The following is a 26,060-nucleotide window of genomic DNA, read 5'->3' on the forward strand; positions in this document are numbered from 1 at the left end:
GAACTCAGATCTTCGGATCTGATGAATACGAATCTTAGGATTCGTACAGTTGACCGCTTGTTTGTTTAGTTTTGAGGGAGCAATCTTTACTGTGAGGATCAGACCGTAAGGTAGGATTCGAAACAATTCTCTCAAAGCTTTTTTGTTCCTTGAAAACTAGATAATCGTAAGTAAGAAGAACCAAGAAAAACCGAGTGATCGCCATTTTAGTTTTTCTCTCTATTTAATAGAGAATCAACCACGACAATTTATTGTCAAACGGTTAAGTTAGAAAGGGCGCACGGTGGATGCCTTGGCACTAGGAGCCGATGAAGGACGGGACTAACACCGATATGCTTCGGGGAGCTGTAAGTAAGCTTTGATCCGGAGATTTCCGAATGGGGAAACCCACTGTTCGTAATGGAACAGTATCTTTACCTGAATACATAGGGTATTGAAGGCAGACCCGGGGAACTGAAACATCTAAGTACCCGGAGGAAGAGAAAGCAAACGCGATTCCCTGAGTAGCGGCGAGCGAAACGGGACATAGCCCAAACCAAGAGGCTTGCCTCTTGGGGTTGTAGGACACTCTACATGGAGTTACAAAGGAACGGGGTAGATGAAGTGGTCTGGAAAGGCCCGTCAGAGAAGGTAAAAACCCTGTAGTTGAAACTTCGTTCCCTCCTGAGTGGATCCTGAGTACGGCGGGACACGAGAAATCCCGTCGGAAGCTGGGAGGACCATCTCCCAAGGCTAAATACTCCCTAGTGACCGATAGTGAACCAGTACCGTGAGGGAAAGGTGAAAAGCACCCCGGAAGGGGAGTGAAATAGATCCTGAAACCGTGTGCCTACAAGTAGTCAGAGCCCGTTAATGGGTGATGGCGTGCCTTTTGTAGAATGAACCGGCGAGTTACGATCCCATGCAAGGTTAAGTTGAGAAGACGGAGCCGCAGCGAAAGCGAGTCTGAATAGGGCGAATGAGTATGTGGTCGTAGACCCGAAACCAGGTGATCTACCCATGTCCAGGGTGAAGGTTGGGTAACACCAACTGGAGGCCCGAACCCACGCACGTTGAAAAGTGCGGGGATGAGGTGTGGGTAGCGGAGAAATTCCAATCGAACTTGGAGATAGCTGGTTCTCTCCGAAATAGCTTTAGGGCTAGCCTCACGTTGTAAGAGTCTTGGAGGTAGAGCACTGTTTGGACTAGGGGCCCTCATCGGGTTACCGAATTCAGACAAACTCCGAATGCCAAAGACTTATCCGTGGGAGTCAGACTGCGAGTGATAAGATCCGTAGTCAAAAGGGAAACAGCCCAGACCACCAGCTAAGGTCCCAAAGTATACGTTAAGTGGAAAAGGATGTGGAGTTGCTTAGACAACCAGGATGTTGGCTTAGAAGCAGCCACCATTTAAAGAGTGCGTAATAGCTCACTGGTCGAGTGACTCTGCGCCGAAAATGTACCGGGGCTAAACGTATCACCGAAGCTGTGGATTGACATCTTTGATGTCAGTGGTAGGAGAGCGTTCTAAGGGCGTTGAAGCTAGACCGTAAGGACTGGTGGAGCGCTTAGAAGTGAGAATGCCGGTATGAGTAGCGAAAGATGGGTGAGAATCCCATCCACCGAATGCCTAAGGTTTCCTGAGGAAGGCTCGTCCTCTCAGGGTTAGTCGGGACCTAAGCCGAGGCCGAAAGGCGTAGGCGATGGACAACAGGTTGATATTCCTGTACCACCTCTTTATCGTTTGAGCAATGGGGGGACGCAGTAGGATAGGGTAAGCGCGCTGTTGGATATGCGCGTCTAAGCAGTAAGGCTGCAAGTGAGGCAAATCCCGCTTGCGTGAAGGCTGAGCTGTGACAGCGAGGGAAATATAGTACCGAAGTTCCTGATTTCACACTGCCAAGAAAAGCCTCTAGCGAGATAAAAGGTGCCCGTACCGCAAACCGACACAGGTAGGCGAGGAGAGAATCCTAAGGTGAGCGAGAGAACTCTCGTTAAGGAACTCGGCAAAATGACCCCGTAACTTCGGGAGAAGGGGTGCTCATTTGGGTGAATAGCCTAGATGAGCCGCAGTGAATAGGCCCAGGCGACTGTTTAGCAAAAACACAGGTCTCTGCGAAGCCGCAAGGCGAAGTATAGGGGCTGACGCCTGCCCGGTGCTGGAAGGTTAAGAGGAGGGGTTAGCGCAAGCGAAGCTCTGAATCGAAGCCCCAGTAAACGGCGGCCGTAACTATAACGGTCCTAAGGTAGCGAAATTCCTTGTCGGGTAAGTTCCGACCCGCACGAAAGGCGTAACGATCTGGGCACTGTCTCAACGAGAGACTCGGTGAAATTATAGTACCTGTGAAGATGCAGGTTACCCGCGACAGGACGGAAAGACCCCGTGGAGCTTTACTGTAGCCTGATATTGAATTTTGGTACAGCTTGTACAGGATAGGTAGGAGCCTGAGAAACCGGAGCGCCAGCTTCGGTGGAGGCGTCGGTGGGATACTACCCTGGCTGTATTGAAATTCTAACCCACGCCCCTGATCGGGGCGGGAGACAGTGTCAGGTGGGCAGTTTGACTGGGGCGGTCGCCTCCTAAAGAGTAACGGAGGCGCCCAAAGGTTCCCTCAGAATGGTTGGAAATCATTCGCAGAGTGTAAAGGCACAAGGGAGCTTGACTGCGAGACCTACAAGTCGAGCAGGGACGAAAGTCGGGCTTAGTGATCCGGTGGTTCCGCATGGAAGGGCCATCGCTCAACGGATAAAAGCTACCCCGGGGATAACAGGCTTATCTCCCCCAAGAGTCCACATCGACGGGGAGGTTTGGCACCTCGATGTCGGCTCATCGCATCCTGGGGCTGTAGTCGGTCCCAAGGGTTGGGCTGTTCGCCCATTAAAGCGGTACGCGAGCTGGGTTCAGAACGTCGTGAGACAGTTCGGTCCCTATCCGTCGTGGGCGCAGGAAATTTGAGAGGAGCTGTCCTTAGTACGAGAGGACCGGGATGGACGCACCGCTGGTGTACCAGTTGTCTTGCCAAAGGCATCGCTGGGTAGCTATGTGCGGACGGGATAAGTGCTGAAAGCATCTAAGCATGAAGCCCCCCTCAAGATGAGATTTCCCATAGCGCAAGCTAGTAAGAACCCTGAAAGATGATCAGGTTGATAGGTCAGAGGTGGAAGCGCGGTGACGTGTGGAGCTGACTGATACTAATCGTTCGAGGACTTAACCAAATATAGATTACTCGTTCTTCTAAATTCTTCTTACACATTATCTAGTTTTGAGGGAACAAAACCTCAAACAAAATAGTCTGGTGGCGATAGCGAGAAGGTCACACCCGTTCCCATACCGAACACGGAAGTTAAGCTTCTCAGCGCCGATGGTAGTTGGGGGTTTCCCCCTGTGAGAGTAGGACGCCGCCGGGCAAACGAAAGAACAGCTGTAATGGCTGTTCTTTTTTTGTTTCTTCAGAAGGGTAAAATCAGAAGTTTGTATCCGGTTAATAAAAATATGGTGACGTCTTATTGATATTCTATTGGCCTTCAACAGTCTTATATGGAGAATTGGGAATTAGAATCTGAGTTGCCAAGATTTAATTGGTTTCCCTATTTAACTAACTTAAAAAAACCATTCCCTTATAACTCTTTTATATTTAATCTGTTGTGTTTTAGACCTTTTCCTAATTAAAGCCCTTTTTTATAGTTTGGCTATTTAATTGTGCGTTTTACTACGGTTTAAGAGTCAAAACCCCTTCATTCCATTAGAGAAATAATTCATTTACTAGTTTATAGGGATATATCACTAGTTAGTAGCGATTATCACCAGTTGGAATGCTTTTTTCACCTGTAAAGCCCATTTTACGTATTTATAGCTTAAGACTCTAGAAAAAACTGAAACAGAAGAACCGTCCCCAAAAAACTTCTTCATTCTCCACTGTGACAAGTTTCCACTCTAATTTAAATGGGTATAATAACCAACACCCCCACTTAGTAGGTTTTGGCATACATAAATTTGGCGAAAATAAATACAGATGCATTAATTGCAAGGGTAAAAAATTTTTTGTATAATTAAAGTCAAATATAGTCAAAGTCAGATAGGGGGAGGTTTAGTGAGGAATATATCGGACATCATAGAACATTACCTCAAGCAGGTTTTGGAAATGAGCGACCAGGATATCGTTGAAATCAAGCGTAGCGAAATCGCCGATAAATTTCAATGCGTGCCGTCCCAAATCAATTATGTCATCAATACTAGATTCACGATTGAACGAGGTTACCTTGTTGAAAGTAAGCGGGGCGGAGGCGGATATATCCGTATCATCAAAGTCCAGGTTTATGATCATGCACACTTGATTGATGATTTATTGTCTTTGATTCACACACGGATTTCTCAAAGCAGTGCTGAAGATGTCATTTACCGTTTAGTGGAGGAAGATGTTGTGACGAACCGCGAAGCGAAAATCATGCTGAGCGTTTTAGACAGGTCTGTTCTGTATATTGAACTTCCGCTGCGGGATGAGCTTCGCTCGAGAATGCTAAAGGCAATGTTGATGGCATTGAAATATAAATAATATCAGAACAGAGGTAAAGAGGTGAGGGCATGATCTGCCAAGAGTGTAATCAGAGGCCGGCAACGCTGCACTTCACAAATTTTTTAAACGGCGAAAAAACTGAGCTTCATTTATGTGAACGGTGCGCACAGGAAAAAGGCGAAATGTTTATGATGAACAACGGACCAGCTTTTTCGATCAATAGCCTGCTTGCTGGATTGTTGAATATGCAGCCAGGTTTTACTGAGGAAAAGAAGGAAGCCTTTCAAGCGGAGGAAATCCTTCAATGTCCGCAATGTTCAATGACTTTTCCTCAGTTTGTGAAAGTCGGCAGGTTTGGATGTGCAACTTGCTACGATGCCTTCAGGGATCAGCTGACTCCCATCATTAGAAGGCTCCATAGCGGGAATTACACACATAATGGAAAAATCCCTAAAAGGATCGGCGGGGATATCCATTTAAGGAAAAAAGTTGATGATTTGAAGCAAGCATTGAAAAATCTTATCTCAGATGAAGAATTCGAAAAAGCTGCTGAGACGCGGGACCAGATAAGAGATCTGGAAAGGAAATTAGCAAGGAAGCAAGAGGGAGGGGAGTAGACTTGTCATTAGAGAAGTTTATCAGTCAGGCTGTCAGTTCCTGGATGAGTGATGATGGACCTGATTCTGACATTGTCCTCAGCTCTCGAATACGTTTTGCCAGAAACCTTGATGAATTCAATTTTCCTACGTTGTTTACTAACGGTGAAGCTGAGGCAGTCATTGACGCAATAACGGAACGGGTAAACAATAGCCACATTCCAATCGTTGAGCATTTAGAAATGATAAAGATGGATGAGATCCCACAATTACAAAAAAGAGTACTTGTCGAGAAACATTTAATTAGTCCCCATCTCTCCGAAAACGGCATTCATGGAGCATGTCTTTTATCCGAAAATGAAGAAATCAGCATTATGATCAACGAGGAAGACCATTTAAGGATTCAATGTTTATTCCCTGGATTCCAGCTGACGGAAGCCATGAAGGCTGCAAATGAGATTGATGATTGGCTGGAAGAGCATGTGAATTATGCTTTCGATGAGAAATTTGGTTATTTGACCAGCTGCCCGACTAACGTCGGAACGGGTCTAAGGGCTTCTGTCATGATGCACCTTCCAGGTTTGGTCCTGACGCAGCAAATGAACAGGATTGTGCCGGCGATTAATCAGCTTGGGTTGGTGGTAAGGGGTATATACGGCGAGGGCAGTGAAGCTCTCGGTAATATTTTTCAAATCTCCAATCAAATCACATTAGGAAAATCTGAAGAAGACATCGTAGAAGACTTGAAAAGCGTGGTAAGCCAGATAATATCTCAGGAAAGGTCGTCCCGGGAAGCATTAGCGAAAACTTCTAACATACAATTAGAAGACAGAGTCTTTCGTTCATATGGAATTCTGGCAAACAGCCGGATCATTGAAACGAAGGAAGCTGCCCGATGCCTGTCAGACTTGCGGCTTGGCATTGATATGGGGTATATAAAAAATATATCAAAATCGATTTTAAATGAACTGATGATTTTAACTCAACCAGGGTTTTTACAGCAGTATGCGGGCGGGCCGCTCCGGCCAAACGAAAGGGATATCCGCAGGGCTGCTTTAATAAGAGAACGATTAAAAATGGAAACAAAAGAAGAGTCAGGAGGATGATCTTATGATGTTTGGACGATTTACAGAGAGAGCACAGAAAGTATTGGCACTCGCACAGGAAGAGGCAATCCGCCTTGGACATAACAATATCGGTACAGAACACATCTTACTTGGCCTTGTGCGTGAAGGAGAAGGCATCGCCGCAAAGGCTTTATACGGTTTGGGCCTTGGTGCCGAGAAAATCCAGAAGGAAGTTGAGAACCTGATTGGCCGAGGCCAGGAAACTTCCCAGACCATTCACTATACGCCAAGAGCTAAAAAGGTCATCGAGCTTTCAATGGATGAAGCAAGAAAACTTGGACACTCTTATGTTGGCACAGAGCACATCCTTCTTGGTCTGATCCGTGAAGGAGAAGGTGTTGCTGCCAGAGTGCTGAATAACCTAGGTGTAAGCTTGAATAAAGCACGCCAGCAGGTTCTGCAGTTGTTAGGCAGCAATGAAACATCCGGCCATCAGGGGGGCGGGGCAGCCAATGCCAACACACCGACGCTTGATAGCCTTGCAAGGGACTTAACTGCGATTGCAAGAGAAGGAAGCCTTGACCCTGTTATCGGCCGAAGCAAGGAAATCCAGAGAGTTATCGAGGTGCTTAGCCGCCGGACAAAGAACAACCCTGTATTGATCGGGGAGCCCGGTGTAGGTAAAACAGCGATTGCTGAAGGGTTGGCACAGCAAATCGTGAATAATGAAGTTCCTGAGATTCTTCGCGATAAGCGCGTTATGACTCTTGATATGGGAACTGTTGTAGCGGGAACTAAATACCGCGGTGAATTTGAAGACCGACTGAAAAAGGTGATGGATGAAATCCGCCAGGCGGGCAACATCATTCTGTTCATCGATGAGCTTCATACATTGATTGGTGCTGGTGGAGCAGAAGGTGCGATTGATGCTTCCAATATCCTTAAGCCGTCACTTGCTCGCGGGGAGCTTCAATGCATCGGGGCAACGACGCTGGATGAATACCGTAAATATATTGAAAAAGACGCCGCATTAGAAAGACGTTTCCAGCCTATTACAGTTGATGAACCAACCGCTGAGGAGTCCGTCCAAATTTTAAAAGGGCTGAGAGACCGTTATGAAGCACACCACAGAGTATCGATTACGGATGCGGCGATTGAAGCGGCAGTAAAGCTGTCTGACCGTTATATCTCTGACCGTTTCCTTCCGGATAAAGCAATTGACTTGATTGACGAAGCTGGTTCAAAGGTGCGCCTGCGCTCTTACACTACTCCGCCAAATCTTAAGGAGCTTGAGGTGAAGCTGGAGGAAGTGCGCAAGGAAAAGGATGCTTCTGTACAAAGCCAGGAGTTTGAAAAAGCTGCTTCTTTAAGGGATACAGAACAGCGCCTGCGTGAACAGCTTGAAAATACGAAGAAAACTTGGAAAGAAAAACAGGGTAAGGAAAATAGCGAGGTTACAGTCGAGGATATTGCGAATGTTGTATCCAGCTGGACGAATATCCCTGTTACAAAGCTTGCACAAACTGAAACGGATAAGCTGTTGAACCTTGAAGAAATCCTTCACTCTCGCGTCATCGGTCAGGAGGAAGCAGTTAAGGCTGTTTCTAAAGCTGTAAGACGTGCCCGCGCAGGATTGAAAGACCCTAAACGTCCGATTGGTTCATTTATCTTCCTGGGTCCTACAGGTGTAGGTAAAACGGAATTGGCAAGAGCACTTGCCGAATCGATGTTTGGCGATGAAGATGCAATGATCCGCGTAGATATGTCGGAGTACATGGAGAAGCATTCGACTTCCCGTCTCGTCGGTTCACCTCCGGGATATGTAGGATACGATGAAGGCGGCCAGCTGACTGAAAAGGTTCGGAGAAAACCTTATTCCGTCATCTTGCTTGATGAAATCGAAAAAGCACATCCTGATGTGTTCAATATTTTGCTTCAAGTCCTTGAAGATGGCCGGTTGACTGATTCAAAGGGACGTACAGTCGATTTCCGCAACACGATCATGATCCTGACATCAAATGTCGGTGCTGAAGCGTTAAAGCGCAACAAATACGTTGGCTTCAATATCCAGGATGGAGCACAGGATTACAAGGATATGAAGGGAAAAGTTATGGAAGAGCTGAAAAAGGCGTTCCGTCCGGAATTCCTAAACCGTATCGATGAAATCATTGTCTTCCATGCACTGGAGAAACCGCATCTGAAGGAAATCGTGACATTGATGTCCGACCAGCTAGTGAAGCGTCTGAAGGAGCAGGAGATCACTCTTGATTTGACGGATGCAGCTAAAGAAAAAATTTCGGAAGAGGGCTACGATCCAGAGTATGGTGCTCGTCCATTACGCCGGGCTATCCAGAAACATATTGAGGATCAGCTATCTGAAGAATTGTTAAAGGGTACAGTCCTTACAGGCCAAAATGTCATTATTGATGTGGAAAATGGCGAGTTTGTCGTGAAAACGCCAGAAGGGTCTGCAAAGGCATAAATTGCTTATCAGGTAAAAATAAGGGGTATACGTACATCAACTACGTGTACCCCTTTTTTACTGATTTTTGCGGTAAGGGTTCCGAGAACAACTCGAGGTCAGAAAAAGCAAATGAGTTGTCATCGTAACAAACCTGAGAACAATTTCGTGGGTGAAATGGTCTTTAGATTGACTTACAGGGATGCGATAGAACAATTAATCTGAAGAAAAAGCTCCTGATTTGCACTCATAAGATTCATTAAATCAGTTCGGTTTATAAGTGGGTCATAATCTGCTGAGCATAAATATATAAAGTAGAAAAATTTACATATTTACTTCAGTTCCAATCATTTCTTTTGATGAATGTTTAGCATTAAAATAGAGATAATACTTTTTATTGATAGATGGCGAGGCTAAGAAAATGGCAAAAAGAAAAACAAAATTCATGTGCCAGGAATGCGGCTATGAATCTCCGAAATGGATGGGGAAATGTCCTGGCTGCGGGCAGTGGAATAAGATGGTCGAGGAAGTGGAGAGCACTGGATCCAATCGGAGAGGGGCATTTACGAATGCGGCTGGTTCTTCAGTAGCGGCAAAGGCGACTCCGATTACTTCGATTGAGACTGTCAGCGAGCCGCGTATTACGACGGACTCGAATGAATTGAACAGGGTGCTTGGAGGCGGAGTTGTCAGGGGTTCCCTCGTTTTGATTGGCGGGGATCCGGGAATAGGCAAATCGACGCTATTGCTTCAGGTCTCGTACCAGCTGGCGAAAAAGGATCACTCTGTACTATATATATCTGGTGAAGAATCCATGAGGCAAACGAAGCTGCGGGCTGACCGTCTCGGAGCTACTTCTTCTAATTTACTCGTATATTCAGAGACTAATTTGCATGAAATCAGCCTGACAATTGAAAATACAAAGCCTGATTTTGTAATTGTCGATTCGATCCAGACGATTTTCCATCCTGAAGTGACTTCGGCACCGGGGAGTGTGTCGCAGGTGAGGGAATGTACGGCGGAATTGATGAGAATTGCGAAAACGAAGGGTGTTGCCATTTTTATCGTAGGACATGTCACCAAGGAGGGCTCGATTGCTGGACCTCGATTGCTTGAGCATATGGTGGATACTGTTTTGTATTTTGAGGGTGAAAGACATCATACATACAGAATCTTGCGTGCGGTTAAAAACCGTTTCGGTTCAACGAATGAAATGGGTATATTCGAAATGAAGGAAGCTGGTTTGGAAGAAGTCGCAAACCCATCGGAAATCTTTTTGGAAGAACGGTCCCAGGGTGCTTCGGGCTCTACAGTTGTAGCATCTATGGAAGGGACGCGCCCTGTTTTGGTAGAAATCCAGGCGCTGATCTCTCCTACGAGCTTTGGAAATCCGAGAAGAATGGCCACAGGGATTGACCATAACCGGGTGTCGCTGCTGATGGCTGTACTCGAGAAACGGGTCGGGCTGTTGCTGGCGAACCAGGATGCTTATTTGAAGGTAGCCGGCGGAGTGAAGCTGGATGAACCGGCAATCGATCTTGCTGTCGCTGTCAGCATCGCTTCGAGCTTCAGGGATAAACCAACCCGTGCTTCCGATTGTATTATTGGTGAGGTCGGGCTGACTGGAGAAGTCAGAAGGGTCTCAAGGATTGAGCAGCGTGTCCAGGAAGCTGCTAAGCTTGGTTTTGAAAGAATTATTTTACCGGAAAATAATCTTGGCGGATGGACTCCACCTAAAGGAGTAGAGCTAATCGGCGTTACATCTGTCAGCCATGCGTTAAAAGTCACCTTAGGGGGTTGATGGATTGGAGAATAAAAGCCTCGAAGAAAAGGAATTAGCTGAAATCCTGCAATTTATCGCTCCTGGAACCCCAGTCAGGGATGGCATCGATAATGTACTCCGTGCCAATACGGGCGGGCTGATTGTCTTTGGCTACAATGAAAAAGTCAAAAGCCTTCTGGATGGCGGCTTTGAAATCAATTGCAGGTTCAGCCCGAGTTTTTTATATGAGCTTGCCAAGATGGATGGCGCCATTATCTTGAATGAAACTGGCAGTAAAATCTTGTTCGCAAATGCACAGCTTGCTCCTGATACGAGCGTGCCATCAACGGAGACTGGGATGAGGCACAGGACGGCGGAAAGGGTAGCAAGGCAGACGAAAGCCCTTGTCATTGCGATATCCCAGCGGAGGAATGTCATTACCTTGTATCAGGGGAACCTTCGCTATGCCTTGAAGGAAATCGGGGTTATTTTAACGAAGGCAAACCAGGCAATCCAGACGCTTGAAAAGTACAAGGTTGTTCTTGAGAAAAGCATTACTAATCTTGGGATTCTGGAATTCGAAGATTTGGTTACCTATAATGATTTGCTGCAGGTCATCCATCGATTTGAAATGGTATTAAGAATCAAGACCGAGCTTTTAACTTATTTGAGTGAGCTTGGGATGGAGGGCAGGCTGATTCGTCTGCAGATGCACGAACTTCTATCTGAAATCGAGAAAGAGGCACTGCTAGTCATCAAGGATTATTCTGCAGAAGGCGATGTGAAGGCTGAGGAAGTGCTGGCGCGTTTCCAGGAGCTTTCAAAAACTGGGGTCATCGAAGATACGACGATTTTAAAACTACTTGGCTATCAGGGGTATGTCCATATGGATGAATTTATTTGCCCAAGAGGCTACCGGATGCTGAACAAGATTCCGAGACTGCCGATGATCATCGTCGAAAATTTAATCAAAAGGTTCAATAAGTTCACAAATTTGATTTCGGCCTCGGTCGAGGATTTAGATGACGTTGAAGGAATTGGTGAAGTCAGAGCCCGAAAAATAATAGAAGGCTTTAAGCTGATCAGGGACCAGCTGATGGCAGACCGCCAGATGTAATTAAAGCTATTTGGCGGAACTGCTTTTAAATTGACACCCGTATAGCCCGATGCTACTTTTAAGGAAGAGTTAATGACATTTATTTTTTAGCTCTGTTAAAGCGGAATGTTGATTTATAAACCCTGTTGATTGTAGTGGAAGGCGCGCAGACTCCTGCGGGCTCAGCGCCAGCCCCGCGGAAAGCGAAGCGCCTGGAACGAAAATCAACAGACTTGTTTAACAGAGCAATTTTTTTAAAATAATTAGGCTGATTACGTAACTTTTATGCCGATTAAAACGTATTATCTTTTGGGCCTGCGCTTTGGACGAATTGGGTTCGGTCTTTAAGCAAGGCAATAATGAAGGCTTTGCACGTATTTTATTGCTATTTTAATACTTGTCTGATCACCAAAAACAACAGGCTTGTGAAAACAGCATAATATGAAAATCTTATCCATAAGCAGGGTTTCAAATTTTAGAAGTTGTTTATAATGAGTAAAAGGAGGTGAAAGGATGTTAAGACGTATCATTCAAGCCTGCTTCCTGATCATTGGGGGAACGCTTGGTATATTCTTAATTCCTGATTTATTATCGTTAATGAAAATGGGAGACATGACTCTCATCAATAATCCTTATGTTACAGCTATTTTGGGCGCACTTATTTTTTATCTTCTTACTTTTTGGGCTGTTGACCATGTGACCAATTTTGTGAAGTGGGCTGAAGAATCTCTGCTCAAGGCGCCAATCACTGATGTTATTTTTGGCAGTGTGGGTCTTTTCTTTGGTTTGCTAGTAGCGTTTTTAGTTGGCTTTGCCCTTAATGCAATCCAGGTTCCGATTGTAAATACAGTTGCCCCAACGCTCCTTACTCTTTTATTTGGTTATCTAGGATTCCAGGTGGGATTCAAGAAACGTGATGAGCTGCTTGGTTTATTTTCTAAATCGAAGAAAAAAGGCAATGAAGAAGAAGAGATTGAAAAAGAAGAGCGTGCAAGAGAATGGAAAATTCTTGATACAAGTGTGATTATTGATGGAAGGATTGCTGATATCTGTCAAACTGGTTTTCTTGAAGGTATCATTGTAATCCCGCAATTTGTCCTTGAAGAACTGCAGCATATTGCTGATTCATCCGACGTGCTAAAGCGAAATCGCGGCCGCCGCGGATTGGACATCCTTAACCGTATCCAAAAGGAGCTTAGGATTAAGGTAGAGATCTATGAGGGCGATTTTGATGATATTCAGGAAGTTGACAGCAAGCTTGTGAAACTGGCGAAGCTGACAAACGGTGTTGTAGTAACGAATGATTTCAATTTGAATAAAGTTTGTGAATTGCAGAAGGTTGCGGTGCTGAATATCAATGACCTTGCAAATGCGGTAAAACCCGTGGTCCTTCCAGGGGAAGAAATGAACATCCAGGTAATCAAGGATGGAAAAGAACATAATCAGGGTGTCGCATATCTTGATGACGGCACGATGATTGTTGTCGAGGAAGGCCGCGACTACATCGGGAAGCGAATTGATGTGCTTGTAACGAGTGTGCTGCAGACATCTGCAGGCAGGATGATTTTTGCGAAGCCAAAATTATTGGAAAAAGCATTATAATTTGATTCCTCCATTTATCGTTTGGGGTTTCTCCCAATCGTGACTAAATGGATGAGTCAGCATTTATGGGCAGTTATGTCCCGCTTACCTTTTTCAAGGACTGAAGCTGGGGTCTTAGCTGCCCGTTCATCTGTAAAAAATAGATTGGAGTTTTCGTATGCCTTATCAGGTCATTATCCCGGCAGCGGGGCAGGGCAAGAGAATGGGAGCAGGGAAAAACAAGCTTCTTTTAACACTTGAAGGAGTACCAGTTCTCATCCATACATTAAAGGTGTTTGAAGCTGATCCGGAATGCGCGGGTATCATTCTCCCCATCCATCCGGATGATGAGGCTGAATTTAAGCGTTTATTGAAAGAATACGGGATTCATAAAGTATCCTCACTCGTCATCGGCGGGAAGGAACGGCAGGACAGCGTATATAACGGGCTGAAAGCGCTCGGATCATTTGAGGGTGTTGTGCTTGTGCATGATGCAGCTCGGCCCTTTATAAAAGCAGAAACGATCCATGCCCTAGTGGAAGCAGCCAGCAATGAGGGCGGCGCAATCGTTGCGGTTCCGGTTAAAGATACGATCAAAAAAGCGGTGAACAGCCAGGTAATCGAAACGGTTGAGCGCTCAAGCTTGTGGGCAGTCCAGACCCCGCAGGCTTTTCGCGTTTCCATTTTGCTTAAAGCACATAACAAGGCTGTGAGCGAACAATTTATTGGGACGGATGAATCCAGTCTTGTCGAAAGGCTTCCGCATCAAGTCGCCATCATTGAAGGTGACTATGATAATATTAAGCTGACCACACCTGAGGATTTATATTTTGCTGAAGCCATTTTGCGCAAACGCAAAGATGCAGGAATGAAATAGATTCATTGCAGGATAAACGTGACAAAATAAAGCCTTAAAAGGAGTTAGTTATATGTTTCGTATTGGACAAGGATTCGATGTACACCAGCTGACGGAAGGACGGCCTTTAATTATTGGCGGCATACCCATCCCGTATGAAAAAGGGCTGCTAGGCCACTCTGATGCGGATGTACTTTTACATACAGTGGCAGATGCAGTCCTGGGAGCGATTGGGGAAGGGGATATCGGCAGGCATTTCCCGGATACTGACCCTGAATTCAAGGATGCGGATTCCGCCAAATTGCTTGAGCATGTTTGGGGTATCGTTAAGGAAAAAGGATATGAGCTTGTGAATATCGACTGCACAATCATCGCCCAAAAACCAAAGATGGCGCCGCATATCGAGCCGATGCGCCAAAGGATTGCTGCTCTATTAGAGGGTACTCCTGACCAGGTGAATGTGAAGGCGACAACGACAGAAAAGCTAGGTTTCGCAGGCAGGGAAGAAGGCATAGCCGCCCAGGCTGTTGTTTTACTGAAAAAAGTGTAAAACCAATCATCCGAGCTACTTCCGTTTTTCCCATAGGAAATGATACAATAATGGACAGCAATATTAGAGGAGGATTCACTATGTCATCAGATATTCGAGTGCGTTATGCGCCGAGTCCGACTGGGCATTTACATATCGGGAACGCCCGTACAGCACTTTTTAATTATTTATTTGCACGGAACAGAGGCGGAAAGTTCATCATCCGCATTGAAGATACAGACAAGAAACGCAATATCGAAGGTGGAGAGCAAAGTCAGCTTAAGTACCTCGAGTGGCTTGGCATCGACTGGGATGAAAGCGTCGATGTAGGCGGAGAATACGGTCCATACCGCCAGTCTGAACGTAACCATATTTATGAACAATACAATCAGGAGCTTTTGGAAAAAGGGCTCGCATATAAGTGTTACTGCACAGAGGAAGAGCTGGAGGCTGAACGTGAAGAGCAGGCTGCCCGCAATGAGACTCCTCATTATTCTGGCAAGTGCCGCCATTTGACTCCAGAAGAGCAAGAGCAGTTTGAAAAAGAAGGACGCCAACCGAGTCTTCGATTCAAAGTACCTGCAGGCAAAATCATCGCATTCGAAGATATGGTTAAAGGCCAGGTAAGCTTTGAATCTGATGGAATGGGCGACTTTGTCATCGTCAAGAAAGATGGTACACCTACTTATAACTACGCTGTTGTCCTTGATGACCATTTGATGAAGATCTCTCACGTTCTTCGCGGGGATGACCATATTTCAAACACGCCGAAGCAGCTTGTGATTTATGAAGCTTTTGGCTGGGAACCGCCAGTGTTCGGACATATGACGCTGATTGTCAATGAAAGCCGCAAGAAGCTGAGCAAGCGTGACGAATCGATCATCCAGTTCATTGAGCAGTACGAAGAGCTTGGGTACCTTCCTGAAGCATTATTCAATTTCATCACATTGCTTGGATGGTCTCCTTCAGGTGAAGAGGAAATCTTCTCGAAAGAAGAATTCATTGAGATTTTTGACCCGGCAAGGCTTTCAAAATCACCTGCCTTATTTGATCAGCAAAAGCTTGCGTGGATGAACAACCAGTATATGAAAAAAGCTGATTTGGACCGCGTGGTTGAACTTGCGCTCCCACACTTAGTGAAAGCTGGAAAGGTCAGTGAAAACCGCACTGAGGAAGAGAATGCATGGGTTCGCGGCCTCATTTCCCTGTATCACGATAAAATGAGCTTCGGAGCAGAAATCGTCGAGATGTCGGATTTATTTTTCCGCGATGAGGTAAACTATGATGAGGAAGCAAAAGAAGTCCTTGCTGGTGAGCAGGTTCCAGAGGTTTTGAGAGCGTTTCTTGCAGAGATCGAGAAGCTTGAGGAATTTAAGGCTGATGCAATAAAAGCAGCAGTTAAGGCTGTCCAAAAAGCGACTGGCCAAAAAGGCCAAAAGCTATTCATGCCAGTCAGGGCGGCTGCAACAGGCCAGACTCATGGTCCAGATCTGATGCTTGCAATGGAACTGATCGGAAAAGAAAAAGTGATGGAAAGAGTCACAGAGCTTTTGGGTTAATTGGCTTTTTAGCATTAAGCCTGGGCTAATAACTTTTTTAAGTTCTTTTAGTTAACAGATGAACAAAAATATAATATAGTAAGAGTAATTCCATAAATCTAAAGTGTTGAAGAGGAAAAGTAGAAGAATGACGCTTGTTAGAGAGAACCATCACCGGCTGAAAGTGGTTCAGGCCTCTCATTGTTTGAAATGCGCCTCTGAGTCCCTTTACGAACAGACAGCAGCTGTCATAGTAGTATTGGGCGGGACCCTCCCGTTAACAGGTTAAAGTTGAGGCTGCATATAATGTTGCAGACCTAAACAGAGTGGAACCGCGCATCCAAGCGTCTCTGTCGTTTACGACAGGGGCGCTTTTTATTTTGCTGCTAGTCAGCGGTTGGCAAAACGCTGAGGCCGATTGATTAAAAAGTTCATTTGAAAAGGGGGATTTCACCGTGTTTAAAATGATCAAGGAAGATATAGATGTGGTCTTTGACCAGGATCCTTCAGCCAGAAGCGCTCTCGAAGTGATCCTTACTTATTCCGGATTGCATGCCATTTGGTATCATCGATTGGCACATGCATTCTACAAACGGAAATTTTATTTTATCGCGAGAGTCATTTCGCAATTCAGCCGCTTTTTAACGGGGATTGAGATCCACCCAGGAGCCAAGATTGGCAGGCGTTTCTTCATCGATCACGGGATGGGAGTCGTCATCGGGGAGACATGTGAAATTGGCGATAATGTAACAGTATTCCAGGGAGTTACCCTTGGTGGAACGGGGAAGGAAAAAGGCAAACGACACCCGACAGTAAAAGACAATGCGCTGATCGCGACAGGTGCCAAGGTATTAGGTTCGATCACGATTGGAGAAAATTCTAAGGTGGGGGCAGGATCGGTCGTTCTCAAGGATGTGCCGCCAAACTCAACCGTTGTCGGGATACCTGGCAAAATCGTCATCCAGGATGGCGTCAGGATCAAAAAGGACCTGAATCACCGGGATTTGCCGGATCCTGTATCTGACAGATGCAAGGATATCGAGGAAGAGCTGTCTAGACTGAGAATAGCACTGGAAGAAGCGAAGCAAGGAAGGGGCATGGGAAATGGGTATTAAAATCTATAACACATTAACTAGAAATAAAGACGAGTTTATCCCTCTAGAAGAGGGAAAAGTTAAAATGTATGTTTGCGGACCGACTGTCTATAACTACATTCATATTGGAAATGCCCGTCCGGCTATAGTATTCGATACAGTTCGGCGCTATCTGGAATTCCGTGGCTATGATGTTCGTTTTGTATCAAATTTTACAGATGTGGATGATAAGCTGATCAAGGCTGCAAACGAATTGGGTGAAGACGTTCCGGCAATCGCACAACGTTTCATCAATGCCTATTTTGAAGATGTCCACGCCCTTGGCTGCAAAAAAGCAGATGTTCATCCAAGGGTAACGGAAACGATGGATCTAATCATTGATTTTATAAGTGCATTGGTCGAGAAAGGCTTTGCATATGAATCAGGCGGGGACGTTTATTACCGCACGAAGAAGTTCAATGAGTACGGGAAGCTTTCACACCAGTCGATTGAGGAATTGAAGGTTGGAGCAAGAATCCAGGTTGGGGAAAAGAAGCAGGATGCCCTCGATTTCGTGCTTTGGAAAACAGCGAAGGAAGGAGAAATCTCTTGGGATAGCCCGTGGGGAAAAGGCCGTCCAGGCTGGCACATCGAATGCTCGGCTATGGCGCGGGAATATCTAGGGGATACAATCGATATCCATGCTGGCGGACAGGATTTAGCGTTCCCTCACCACGAAAATGAGATTGCCCAGTCAGAGGCTTTAACTGGCCAAACATTTGCCCGCTATTGGATGCACAATGGCTATATCAATATCGACAATGAAAAAATGTCAAAATCACTTGGCAATTTTGTCACAGTACATGACATCATTAAAAAGCATGATCCACAGGTTTTAAGATTCTTCATGCTTTCTGTGCATTACCGCAATCCGATTAACTACAGCGAAGAGCTGCTCGAAAATACAAAGGCTGCCTTTGAACGCTTGAAAACATCTTACCAGAACTTAAAGCATCGAATGGATGCCAGTGCTAACCTTACCGAGAATAATCAGGAATGGCTTGATAAAATTGCATCGCTCCATGAGCAATTCATCAAGGATATGGATGACGATTTCAATACTGCCAATGGAGTATCGAACCTATTTGAACTTTCCAAGTTATCGAATCTGTATTTGATGGAGAAAAATACTTCTGTAGAAGTAATAAAAGCATTCATGGATGAATTTGAAACACTTTTCGGTGTCCTTGGCCTGTCATTAAAGGACGAAGAATTGCTTGATGAAGAAATTGAAGCGCTGATCGAAAAGCGTACACAGGCCCGAAAAGACAGAGACTTCAAGCTTGCGGATGAGATTCGCGATCAGCTGAAGGAAATGAATATCATCATTGAAGATACTCCGCAAGGCATCAGATGGAAAAGAGGCTAAATGATGCTGCATTATGAACAAAAAGTGGATGAAAAACAATTGAATAGTCTTGCTCTTGCCTATATGGGTGATGCCGTATTTGAACTGTATGTCCGGCATCACCTGCTGCAAAGCGGCAAGGTAAGACCAAACCAGCTGCATAAAGAAGCGACAGCATATGTATCGGCAAAATCACAGGCGAAATTTCTCCATAAGCTGCTTGAGATGGAGGCTTTGTCCGAATCAGAAATAACGATTGTAAAAAGAGGACGCAATGCGAAATCAGGATCTGTCCCAAAAAACACCGATGTCCAAACGTACCGTTACAGCACAGCATTTGAGGCATTGATCGGTTCTCTGTATCTTGCAGGCAATGAGGAACGGATAGAAGAACTGATTACTACGGTATTTGCACTTGCTGAAGAATAGATGGGAGGAACATTCCACATGAGCCAAAAACAGAAACAGAGCCGGAACCCAAGACCGAATAAGAAACAGGAACCGTTCCAGGCCCAAAAACAGGACCGGAACCGCAGCCCGAAAAAAACTCAGGAACAAAATCAGAAGCAAAGCCAGGAACGGGACAAGAAGCCATATCAAAAACAGGACGCATATAAAGGGCAGAGACCAGACAAGGGCAATGGGCAGAGGCATGACCAAAACCCAATCGAAACCCAGGACCCGAACCAGGATTACATTATCGGGAAAAACCCAGTCATTGAAGCGCTGAAATCTGAGCGGGATATTAATAAAATCCTCATCGCTGAGGGTTCCCAGGGCGGACAAATGCAGCAGGTTATCGGGATGGCAAAGGAAGCAAATGTCATGGTCCAATTCGTTCCAAAGAAGAAAATCGACCAGATTGCCAATGGTATTCATCAAGGTGTTATTGCCCAGGTGGCAGCCTATGAATATGCGGAGATCGAGGATTTATTTGCAGCTGCAGAAAAGAAAAATGAGGCGCCGTTCTTTTTGCTTTTAGATGAAATTGAGGATCCTCATAACCTTGGATCAATCATGAGAACTGCGGATGCGTCAGGTGCTCATGGAATTATTATTCCAAAAAGAAGAGCGGTTGGCCTGACTGCAACGGTTGCCAAGGCCTCCACTGGAGCGATCGAGTATATACCGGTTGTGAGAGTGACGAATATGGCAAGGACAATCGATGAATTAAAAGAAAAAGGTGTCTGGATTGCCGGGACAGATGCATCGGCGAAACAAGATTACCGAGATTTGGATGGGACATTGCCTCTTGGCCTCGTGATCGGCAGTGAAGGAAAAGGAATGGGCAGACTCATCCGCGATAAGTGTGATTTCCTGTTAAGTCTTCCTATGGTAGGGCAGGTAACGTCCTTGAACGCATCTGTAGCTGCATCGCTGCTGATGTATGAAGTATACCGTAAACGGCACCCGCTAGGGGAATAGACATGGACATCCTGCTTGTTGACGGCTACAACATTATCGGTGCCTGGCCGGAATTGAACAGCTTGAAGAAGAAAGAGCTTTCTGCCGCCAGGGACCGGCTGGTGGAAATCATGGCTGAGTATCAAGCCTATACAGGCTATCGGGTTATTATTGTGTTCGATGCATATTTTGTTTCAGGAACACAAAAAAAATATCAAAACTACAAGGTTGAAGTCATTTTTACAAAAGAAAGTGAAACGGCTGATGAACGCATAGAAAAATTAGCAATCGCACTCAGCAACCGAAAAACACAAATTCATGTTGCGACCTCGGATTTTACGGAGCAATGGGCGATTTTTGGACAAGGGGCTCTAAGGAAATCAGCAAGGGAGCTGCTGACTGAGACAAACCTGATTGAGAAAAAAATAGAAAAAAGCGTGAAGATCATTCAGGAAAGAAAACCCAGTGCCAAGATACCGCTTACGGAAGAAGTGGCAGAAATTTTTGAAAAATGGCGCAGAGGAGAGCATTGACCTGTTGACGCCTTAAAAAAGCCTGCTGTATAATATTTCTATCTGTATGTGCGGGGCGGGGGGATCAAGATGAGTGCTGACATCGGTAATCGTTTGAATGAAGCCTATATATTGTTAGAGGATGAAGAGATTGTAGAAGCGGTGCACAGAGGAGAAAGTGATGCGCTTGATTATCTGATTCACAAATACAGGAATTTTGTTCGGGCAAAGGCACGTTCCTACTTTTTGATTGGTGCCGACAAAGAGGATATCGTGCAAGAAGGAATGATCGGCTTATATAAGGCGATTCGCGACTTCCGGGAGGACAAGCTGACGTCTTTCAAGGCTTTTGCCGAGCTATGCATTACTCGTCAGATCATTACGGCAATCAAGACTGCCACGAGGCAAAAACATATTCCTTTGAATTCTTATGTTTCGTTGGACAAGCCGATTTACGATGAGGAATCGGACAGGACACTGATGGATGTTTTATCTGGCGCGAAAGTGATGGACCCCGAGGAATTATTTATTAACCAGGAAGAATTTGACCAAATAGAAGTGAAAATGTCGGAGCTGCTGAGTGACCTGGAGAGAAAGGTTCTGGCGCTATATCTGGACGGACAATCCTACCAGGAGATTTCTGAAGAACTTAACAGGCATGTCAAATCAATTGATAACGCTCTCCAGAGAGTAAAACGTAAGCTTGAGAGGTATCTTGAGCTGAGAGAGCTGTCAGTGTAGGCTGAATTGCCAAAAAATAGCCGCAAAACTGACTTTTAATCTCCCAACCACTTATTGACACAATCTAGCAGCCGTGTTACATTTTTAAAGATATAATAGATGGCTGTTCCGTATGGATAGTTCCATAATGCTATCAGTCTGTATAGCACGGTAAGAGCTAGTCAGCAGGTGTCGATATGAATAAAAAAGTGACTCTTGCTTGTGTAGAATGCGGCTCGCGAAATTATTCTACTACGAGCAATAAACAAACGCAAACAGAACGATTGGAGCTGAAAAAGTACTGCAGCAATTGCGGTGCCCATACGGCTCATAAGGAAACTAAATAAGGTTTTCAGATAGATCATCATCATATGGAATTCCGATAAGTTGGAGGTTACAAAATGCAGCGCATCACTAATTTTTTCAGTGAAGTTGGACGTGAAATGAGAAAGGTCAGCTGGCCAAAGCGCAAAGAGCTGACTCGTTATACAATTACGGTTTTGTCTACTGTTGCTTTTGCTGCTCTTTTCTTTGCAGTGTTAGACCTTGGTATTTCTGAATTGATTCGCTTAATTCTTGAATAACCACTAAGCACTCATGGTATAATGGAGAATATAAAACGCAGGACAAGTTAAAAGCCCGGATAACGGGTTTTTTATTTGGTTGAAAAAATCGCATTCAGATTGTCTAGCCTCGGCGCACGGCCGCTGCGCTTTTCTGTTCTGGCTGCAGTGTTTCGTTTAACGATGCGTCTATGCATTTTGAAGTGGGGAGGGACGGACGAATTAGTCCTCGATAATGGAAAAAAACTGGTATGTAGTTCATACTTACTCAGGTTACGAGAATAAGGTAAAGATGAATCTTGAAAAGCGTGTTGAAACAATGGGCATGCAAGATAAGATCTTCCGCGTGATCGTACCTGAAGAAGAAGAGACGGATTTCAAAAATGGCAAAAAGAAAGTAGTTAAACGCAAAACGTTCCCAGGGTATGTTCTGGTCGAATTGGTCATGACTGACGATTCATGGTATGTTGTGCGTAACACGCCGGGCGTGACTGGTTTTGTTGGCTCATCAGGTGCAGGTTCAAAACCTACTGCACTATTGGATGAGGAAGTGGCATTTATCCTTAAGCGCATGGGTGTTGAAGAAAAGAAAATTGACATCAACTTTGAGCTTGGTGAAACTGTCCAGGTCAGCGAAGGGCCGTTCACTAACTTTACTGGCACAATCGAAGAGATCGACAAGGACAAAGCGAAGCTTAAAGTTCTCGTCAATATGTTTGGTCGTGACACCCCAGTAGAACTTGAATTTTCACAGATTCAAAAATTATAATTTGAAATAGCTTGAAATCAAATTCAAAAAGTGTTACTATTTCATAGGTCAGTATGTCTTGGACGATTGACAGATATATGTCAAGTTCTTTATTTTCATATAAAGACTTTTGTTATGAGTGGGAGGGGTAATCCCCTATTACCACATCACGGACTTTAAGGAGGTGTGTCTCGTGGCTAAAAAAGTAATTAAGATGGTTAAATTACAAATCCCTGCTGGTAAAGCCAATCCGGCACCACCAGTTGGACCTGCACTAGGTCAAGCCGGTGTTAATATCATGGGATTCTGTAAGGAGTTCAACGCTCGTACAGCTGATCAAGCTGGATTAATCATTCCTGTTGAAATTACGGTTTTTGAAGACCGTTCATTTACATTTATTACGAAAACTCCTCCTGCTGCAGTTCTTTTGAAAGTAGCAGCTGGAATCCAGTCTGGTTCTGGTGAACCAAACCGTAATAAAGTAGCAACAGTTAAGCGTGATAAGGTACGTGAAATTGCTGAACAGAAAATGCCTGACCTAAACGCAGCAAGCGTTGAAGCAGCAATGCGCATGGTTGAAGGTACTGCTCGCAGCATGGGTATCACGATCGAAGACTAATTCTGCTACAGTAGATTGATGGGGTTGCGAAGCTGATGATGTCACTCGCAACCTTTTATCTGTCCGATATGGCGCTCCTGAAGCGCCTTTGCTTTTTCGTTGTTAGGCTGCTCGCCTTTCATCGTGGGAGGTTATTCCGTTAAAACCACATTCTAGGAGGAAATAAAAATGGCTAAAAAAGGCAAAAAGTATCTAGAAGCTGCTAAGCTTGTAGATCGCTCTCAAGCATATACAATCCAGGAAGCAGTTGAGCTTGCTAAAAAGACAAGCACTGTGAAATTCGATGCGACTGTTGAAGCTGCTTTCCGTTTGGGCGTAGACCCTAAGAAAGCTGACCAGCAAATCCGTGGAGCAGTTGTGCTTCCAAACGGAACTGGTAAAACTCAGCGCGTACTAGTATTCGCTAAAGGCGAAAAAATGAAAGAAGCAGAAGCTGCTGGCGCAGATTATGTTGGCGATGCAGAATACATCAACAAGATCCAGCAAGGCTGGTTCGACTTTGATGTAATCGTTGCTACACCAGACATGATGGGTGAAGTTGGTAAGCTTGGTCGCGTATTGGGACCTAAAGGCTTAATGCCAAACCCTAAGACAGGAACAGTTACTTTCGACGTAACGAAAGCTGTTAACGAAATCAAAGCTGGTAAAGTAGAATACCGCGTTGATAAGTCTGGTAACATCCACGTACCTATCGGAAAAGTTTCTTTCGAAGACCAAAAGCTTGTTGAAAACTTCAACACGATCTTCGAAACTATGATGAAGGTAAAGCCATCTGCAGCTAAAGGAACTTACATGAAGAACGTTACAGTTTCCACTACTATGGGACCTGGCGTGAAAGTAGATCCTTCAACTGTAAAATAATAGTATTTGACAATCTAAGAGGCATTCACTTATAATGTTTCTTGTTGTGATAATAAAATAACATTTGTACCGCAGACAGCAGGGGCTCTTAGCTTAATAACCTGCCGAGGTCATACGATAGAGCAACATCCTTTGCTATTGTATACTTCCTCCGTGTCTGTCTTGATGCGGAGGTTTTTATTTGATCGGTATGAATGACAAATCTACAGGAGGTGTAATGATGAGCAAAGTAATTGAAGTGAAAAAGCAAATCGTTGACGAGATTGCTGGCAAACTTAAAGAAAGCAAATCAACAGTAGTTGTTGATTACCGCGGACTTACAGTTTCTGAAGTTACTGAACTTCGTAAGCAACTTCGTGAAGCTGGCGTTGAATTCAAAGTTTACAAAAACTCTATGACACGCCGTGCTGCTGAAGCTGCTGAACTTGCTGACCTAAACACATCTTTAACAGGTCCTAACGCAATTGCGTTCAGTACTGAAGATGTAATAGCACCAGCTAAGATTCTTAGCGAATTCGCTAAGAAGCATGACGCTCTTGAAATCAAGGCGGGCGTGGTTGAAGGCAACATCGTTACAGTAGAAGAAATCAAGGCACTTGCAGACCTACCGTCTCGCGAAGGTCTACTTTCTATGCTACTCAGCGTACTTCAAGCACCAATTCGCAATCTTGCTCTTGCTGCAAAAGCAGTTGCGGATCAGAAAGAAGAACAAGGCGCGTAAGTTAATATTTACGGTTTAACAATAAAAAAAACTAACCAATATCAAGGAGGAAACAAATCATGACTAAAGAACAAATCATTGAAGCAGTTAAAAGTATGACTGTTTTAGAGCTTAACGACCTAGTAAAAGCAATCGAAGAAGAATTCGGCGTAACTGCTGCTGCTCCAGTAGCAATGATGGGCGGAGCTGGTGCTGCTGCTGTTGAAGAAAAAACTGAGTTTGACGTAATTCTTGCATCTGCTGGCGACCAGAAGATCAAGGTTATCAAAGTTGTTCGTGAAATCACTGGTCTTGGTCTTAAAGAAGCGAAGGAAGTTGTTGACAACGCTCCTAAAGCTCTTAAAGAAGGCGTTTCTAAAGAAGAAGCTGAAGAAATCAAAGCTAAACTTGAAGAAGTTGGAGCTAACGTCGAAGTTAAGTAATCAACTTTCATTAAAAGCTCGCTGCTACAGCGGGCTTTTTTTACTTTAAAGTATATAAAGGGCCAATGTGAAAACTTTACAGACTTGTTAGTTGTGAGTTTTCCTCTGCAACTTTTGCTTTTTGCAATTAAATACTTTATAATACCGCAGTAGCAATGCAATCCGCGATCGCATTCTTCAATTGATCCCCGTGGAGGTGAAAGATTTTGACTGAACATTATTACTCCCGCAAACCCAGTACAGACAGCAATCCTGTGAAATGGCAAAGTGAATTAAAAGGAAACACCTTCCGTTTTAAGACGGACAGCGGCGTTTTTTCTAAAAAAGAAGTCGACTTTGGTTCCCAGTTATTAATAGAAACTTTTGAGCTGAATGCAGATGCTGGTTTCATTCTGGATGTTGGCTGCGGGTATGGACCAATCGGTCTTTCGGTTGCGAAGGCGTATCCCGATGCAATGGTTCACATGGTGGATGTAAATGAAAGAGCGATTACGCTTGCTAAGGAAAATGCGGCGGAAAATAAAGTAGATAATGTGAAAATCTATGAAAGTGACCGCCTGTTTGGAGTGAAAGAGAAAGGCTTCAATGCAATCCTTACGAATCCCCCGATCCGTGCAGGAAAAAAAGTTGTTCATGATATTTTTGAACAAAGCTTCCTTCATTTAGGTGAGGGCGGCGAGCTTTGGGTGGTTATCCAAAAGAAGCAGGGCGCACCATCCGCGATGGAAAAAATGAAAGAATTATTTGGTGAAGTTGAAGTAGAGGCAAAAAGTAAAGGTTACTTTATTCTCAAATCTGTAAAATGTTGACGCGAGAAAACCGCTATGTTAATATTATAAAATGCCAATATATTAGTTTCCTTTCGTCTGCTAATTTCATCGAAAAGTTGTATAATTTTGGGCATTAAGGGAAAACTAACAAAATAATTGTTCGTTGCAGGAAATGTGGTTTTTAGGTGAAAACCCTTTTTCTTTTTGTCTTTCGAAATGAAGGCAACTTCATGGACAAGACAGGGATAGATGAATAATAA

24 protein-coding genes, 2 rRNA genes and 1 other annotated feature are annotated in these 26,060 nt (G+C 44.6%); all 26 genes read left to right on the plus strand.

Annotated features, from left to right (window positions below):
- Window positions 1-260 precede the first annotated feature (260 nt).
- Window positions 261-3,195: ribosomal RNA gene (locus AABM38_RS00550) — 23S ribosomal RNA — on the plus strand.
- A 76-nt stretch (window positions 3,196-3,271) separates the two neighbouring features.
- Window positions 3,272-3,387, plus strand: a 5S ribosomal RNA gene (rrf, locus tag AABM38_RS00555).
- Between the two features lie 683 nt (window positions 3,388-4,070).
- Window positions 4,071-4,532 carry a CtsR family transcriptional regulator gene (locus tag AABM38_RS00560; RefSeq protein WP_423408702.1) on the plus strand — a complete coding sequence of 154 codons (462 nt, stop codon included), beginning with the start codon at window positions 4,071-4,073 and terminating at the stop codon, window positions 4,530-4,532.
- A gap of 29 nt (window positions 4,533-4,561) precedes the next feature.
- Window positions 4,562-5,110: a UvrB/UvrC motif-containing protein gene (locus AABM38_RS00565; protein WP_423408703.1), complete on the plus strand. Its 549-nt coding sequence runs from the start codon at window positions 4,562-4,564 to the stop codon at window positions 5,108-5,110.
- A 2-nt stretch (window positions 5,111-5,112) separates the two neighbouring features.
- Window positions 5,113-6,195, plus strand: a complete 1,083-nt coding sequence (locus AABM38_RS00570) for a protein arginine kinase (protein ID WP_423408704.1) — start codon at window positions 5,113-5,115, stop codon at window positions 6,193-6,195.
- Window positions 6,196-6,199: 4 nt separating this feature from the next.
- Window positions 6,200-8,638, plus strand: coding sequence for an ATP-dependent protease ATP-binding subunit ClpC (gene clpC, locus AABM38_RS00575; RefSeq protein ID WP_335376702.1), 2,439 nt, complete (start codon window positions 6,200-6,202; stop codon window positions 8,636-8,638).
- A 400-nt stretch (window positions 8,639-9,038) separates the two neighbouring features.
- Window positions 9,039-10,418, plus strand: a complete 1,380-nt coding sequence (radA, locus tag AABM38_RS00580; protein WP_423408705.1) for a DNA repair protein RadA — start codon at window positions 9,039-9,041, stop codon at window positions 10,416-10,418.
- A gap of 4 nt (window positions 10,419-10,422) precedes the next feature.
- The gene (disA, locus tag AABM38_RS00585; protein ID WP_423408706.1) at window positions 10,423-11,496 is read left to right on the plus strand and encodes a DNA integrity scanning diadenylate cyclase DisA; all 1,074 of its coding nucleotides are present in this window, start codon (window positions 10,423-10,425) and stop codon (window positions 11,494-11,496) included.
- A 492-nt stretch (window positions 11,497-11,988) separates the two neighbouring features.
- Entirely contained in the window at window positions 11,989-13,077 is a 1,089-nt protein-coding gene (locus tag AABM38_RS00590; protein WP_423408707.1) for a PIN/TRAM domain-containing protein, read from the plus strand.
- A 157-nt stretch (window positions 13,078-13,234) separates the two neighbouring features.
- Window positions 13,235-13,933 (plus strand): 2-C-methyl-D-erythritol 4-phosphate cytidylyltransferase, encoded by a 699-nt coding sequence (gene ispD / locus AABM38_RS00595; RefSeq protein ID WP_423408708.1) that lies wholly within the window; start codon window positions 13,235-13,237, stop codon window positions 13,931-13,933.
- A 52-nt stretch (window positions 13,934-13,985) separates the two neighbouring features.
- Window positions 13,986-14,462 (plus strand): 2-C-methyl-D-erythritol 2,4-cyclodiphosphate synthase, encoded by a 477-nt coding sequence (gene ispF, locus AABM38_RS00600; protein ID WP_423408709.1) that lies wholly within the window; start codon window positions 13,986-13,988, stop codon window positions 14,460-14,462.
- A gap of 80 nt (window positions 14,463-14,542) precedes the next feature.
- The gene (gltX, locus tag AABM38_RS00605) at window positions 14,543-16,000 is read left to right on the plus strand and encodes a glutamate--tRNA ligase (RefSeq protein ID WP_423408710.1); all 1,458 of its coding nucleotides are present in this window, start codon (window positions 14,543-14,545) and stop codon (window positions 15,998-16,000) included.
- 434 nt (window positions 16,001-16,434) lie between these two features.
- The gene (gene cysE, locus AABM38_RS00610) at window positions 16,435-17,094 is read left to right on the plus strand and encodes a serine O-acetyltransferase (protein ID WP_423408711.1); all 660 of its coding nucleotides are present in this window, start codon (window positions 16,435-16,437) and stop codon (window positions 17,092-17,094) included.
- Window positions 17,084-18,481: a cysteine--tRNA ligase gene (gene cysS / locus AABM38_RS00615; protein WP_423408712.1), complete on the plus strand. Its 1,398-nt coding sequence runs from the start codon at window positions 17,084-17,086 to the stop codon at window positions 18,479-18,481. The genes cysE and cysS overlap by 11 nt, the downstream gene beginning before the upstream one ends.
- A gap of 3 nt (window positions 18,482-18,484) precedes the next feature.
- The gene (locus AABM38_RS00620) at window positions 18,485-18,889 is read left to right on the plus strand and encodes a Mini-ribonuclease 3 (protein ID WP_423410618.1); all 405 of its coding nucleotides are present in this window, start codon (window positions 18,485-18,487) and stop codon (window positions 18,887-18,889) included.
- A gap of 237 nt (window positions 18,890-19,126) precedes the next feature.
- A complete protein-coding gene (gene rlmB, locus AABM38_RS00625; RefSeq protein ID WP_423410619.1) occupies window positions 19,127-19,885 on the plus strand; it encodes a 23S rRNA (guanosine(2251)-2'-O)-methyltransferase RlmB in 759 nt (252 codons plus the stop codon).
- A 2-nt stretch (window positions 19,886-19,887) separates the two neighbouring features.
- A complete protein-coding gene (locus AABM38_RS00630; RefSeq protein WP_423408713.1) occupies window positions 19,888-20,397 on the plus strand; it encodes an NYN domain-containing protein in 510 nt (169 codons plus the stop codon).
- Window positions 20,398-20,466: 69 nt separating this feature from the next.
- Complete coding sequence (sigH, locus tag AABM38_RS00635; RefSeq protein ID WP_207503093.1) at window positions 20,467-21,117, plus strand: RNA polymerase sporulation sigma factor SigH; 651 nt, start codon at window positions 20,467-20,469, stop codon at window positions 21,115-21,117.
- 176 nt (window positions 21,118-21,293) lie between these two features.
- Entirely contained in the window at window positions 21,294-21,443 is a 150-nt protein-coding gene (gene rpmG / locus AABM38_RS00640; RefSeq protein WP_423408714.1) for a 50S ribosomal protein L33, read from the plus strand.
- 54 nt (window positions 21,444-21,497) lie between these two features.
- Entirely contained in the window at window positions 21,498-21,680 is a 183-nt protein-coding gene (gene secE, locus AABM38_RS00645) for a preprotein translocase subunit SecE (RefSeq protein WP_207503091.1), read from the plus strand.
- Between the two features lie 214 nt (window positions 21,681-21,894).
- Window positions 21,895-22,428 carry a transcription termination/antitermination protein NusG gene (gene nusG / locus AABM38_RS00650; protein WP_423408715.1) on the plus strand — a complete coding sequence of 178 codons (534 nt, stop codon included), beginning with the start codon at window positions 21,895-21,897 and terminating at the stop codon, window positions 22,426-22,428.
- Window positions 22,429-22,600: 172 nt separating this feature from the next.
- The gene (gene rplK / locus AABM38_RS00655) at window positions 22,601-23,026 is read left to right on the plus strand and encodes a 50S ribosomal protein L11 (protein ID WP_023626445.1); all 426 of its coding nucleotides are present in this window, start codon (window positions 22,601-22,603) and stop codon (window positions 23,024-23,026) included.
- A gap of 168 nt (window positions 23,027-23,194) precedes the next feature.
- On the plus strand, window positions 23,195-23,887 hold the full coding sequence (gene rplA / locus AABM38_RS00660; RefSeq protein ID WP_207503090.1) for a 50S ribosomal protein L1: 693 nt from the start codon (window positions 23,195-23,197) through the stop codon (window positions 23,885-23,887).
- A 51-nt stretch (window positions 23,888-23,938) separates the two neighbouring features.
- Window positions 23,939-24,076, plus strand: a sequence feature (ribosomal protein L10 leader region).
- Between the two features lie 31 nt (window positions 24,077-24,107).
- The gene (gene rplJ / locus AABM38_RS00665) at window positions 24,108-24,608 is read left to right on the plus strand and encodes a 50S ribosomal protein L10 (protein WP_335376707.1); all 501 of its coding nucleotides are present in this window, start codon (window positions 24,108-24,110) and stop codon (window positions 24,606-24,608) included.
- A gap of 59 nt (window positions 24,609-24,667) precedes the next feature.
- Window positions 24,668-25,030: a 50S ribosomal protein L7/L12 gene (gene rplL, locus AABM38_RS00670; RefSeq protein ID WP_335376691.1), complete on the plus strand. Its 363-nt coding sequence runs from the start codon at window positions 24,668-24,670 to the stop codon at window positions 25,028-25,030.
- 206 nt (window positions 25,031-25,236) lie between these two features.
- Window positions 25,237-25,839, plus strand: a complete 603-nt coding sequence (locus AABM38_RS00675; RefSeq protein WP_423408716.1) for a class I SAM-dependent methyltransferase — start codon at window positions 25,237-25,239, stop codon at window positions 25,837-25,839.
- Window positions 25,840-26,060: the final 221 nt, after the last annotated feature.

Origin of the sequence: Heyndrickxia sp. MSNUG, assembly GCF_049532715.1 — a bacterium.
In the GTDB taxonomy this organism is placed as follows: Bacteria; Bacillota; Bacilli; order Bacillales; family Cytobacillaceae; genus Mesobacillus.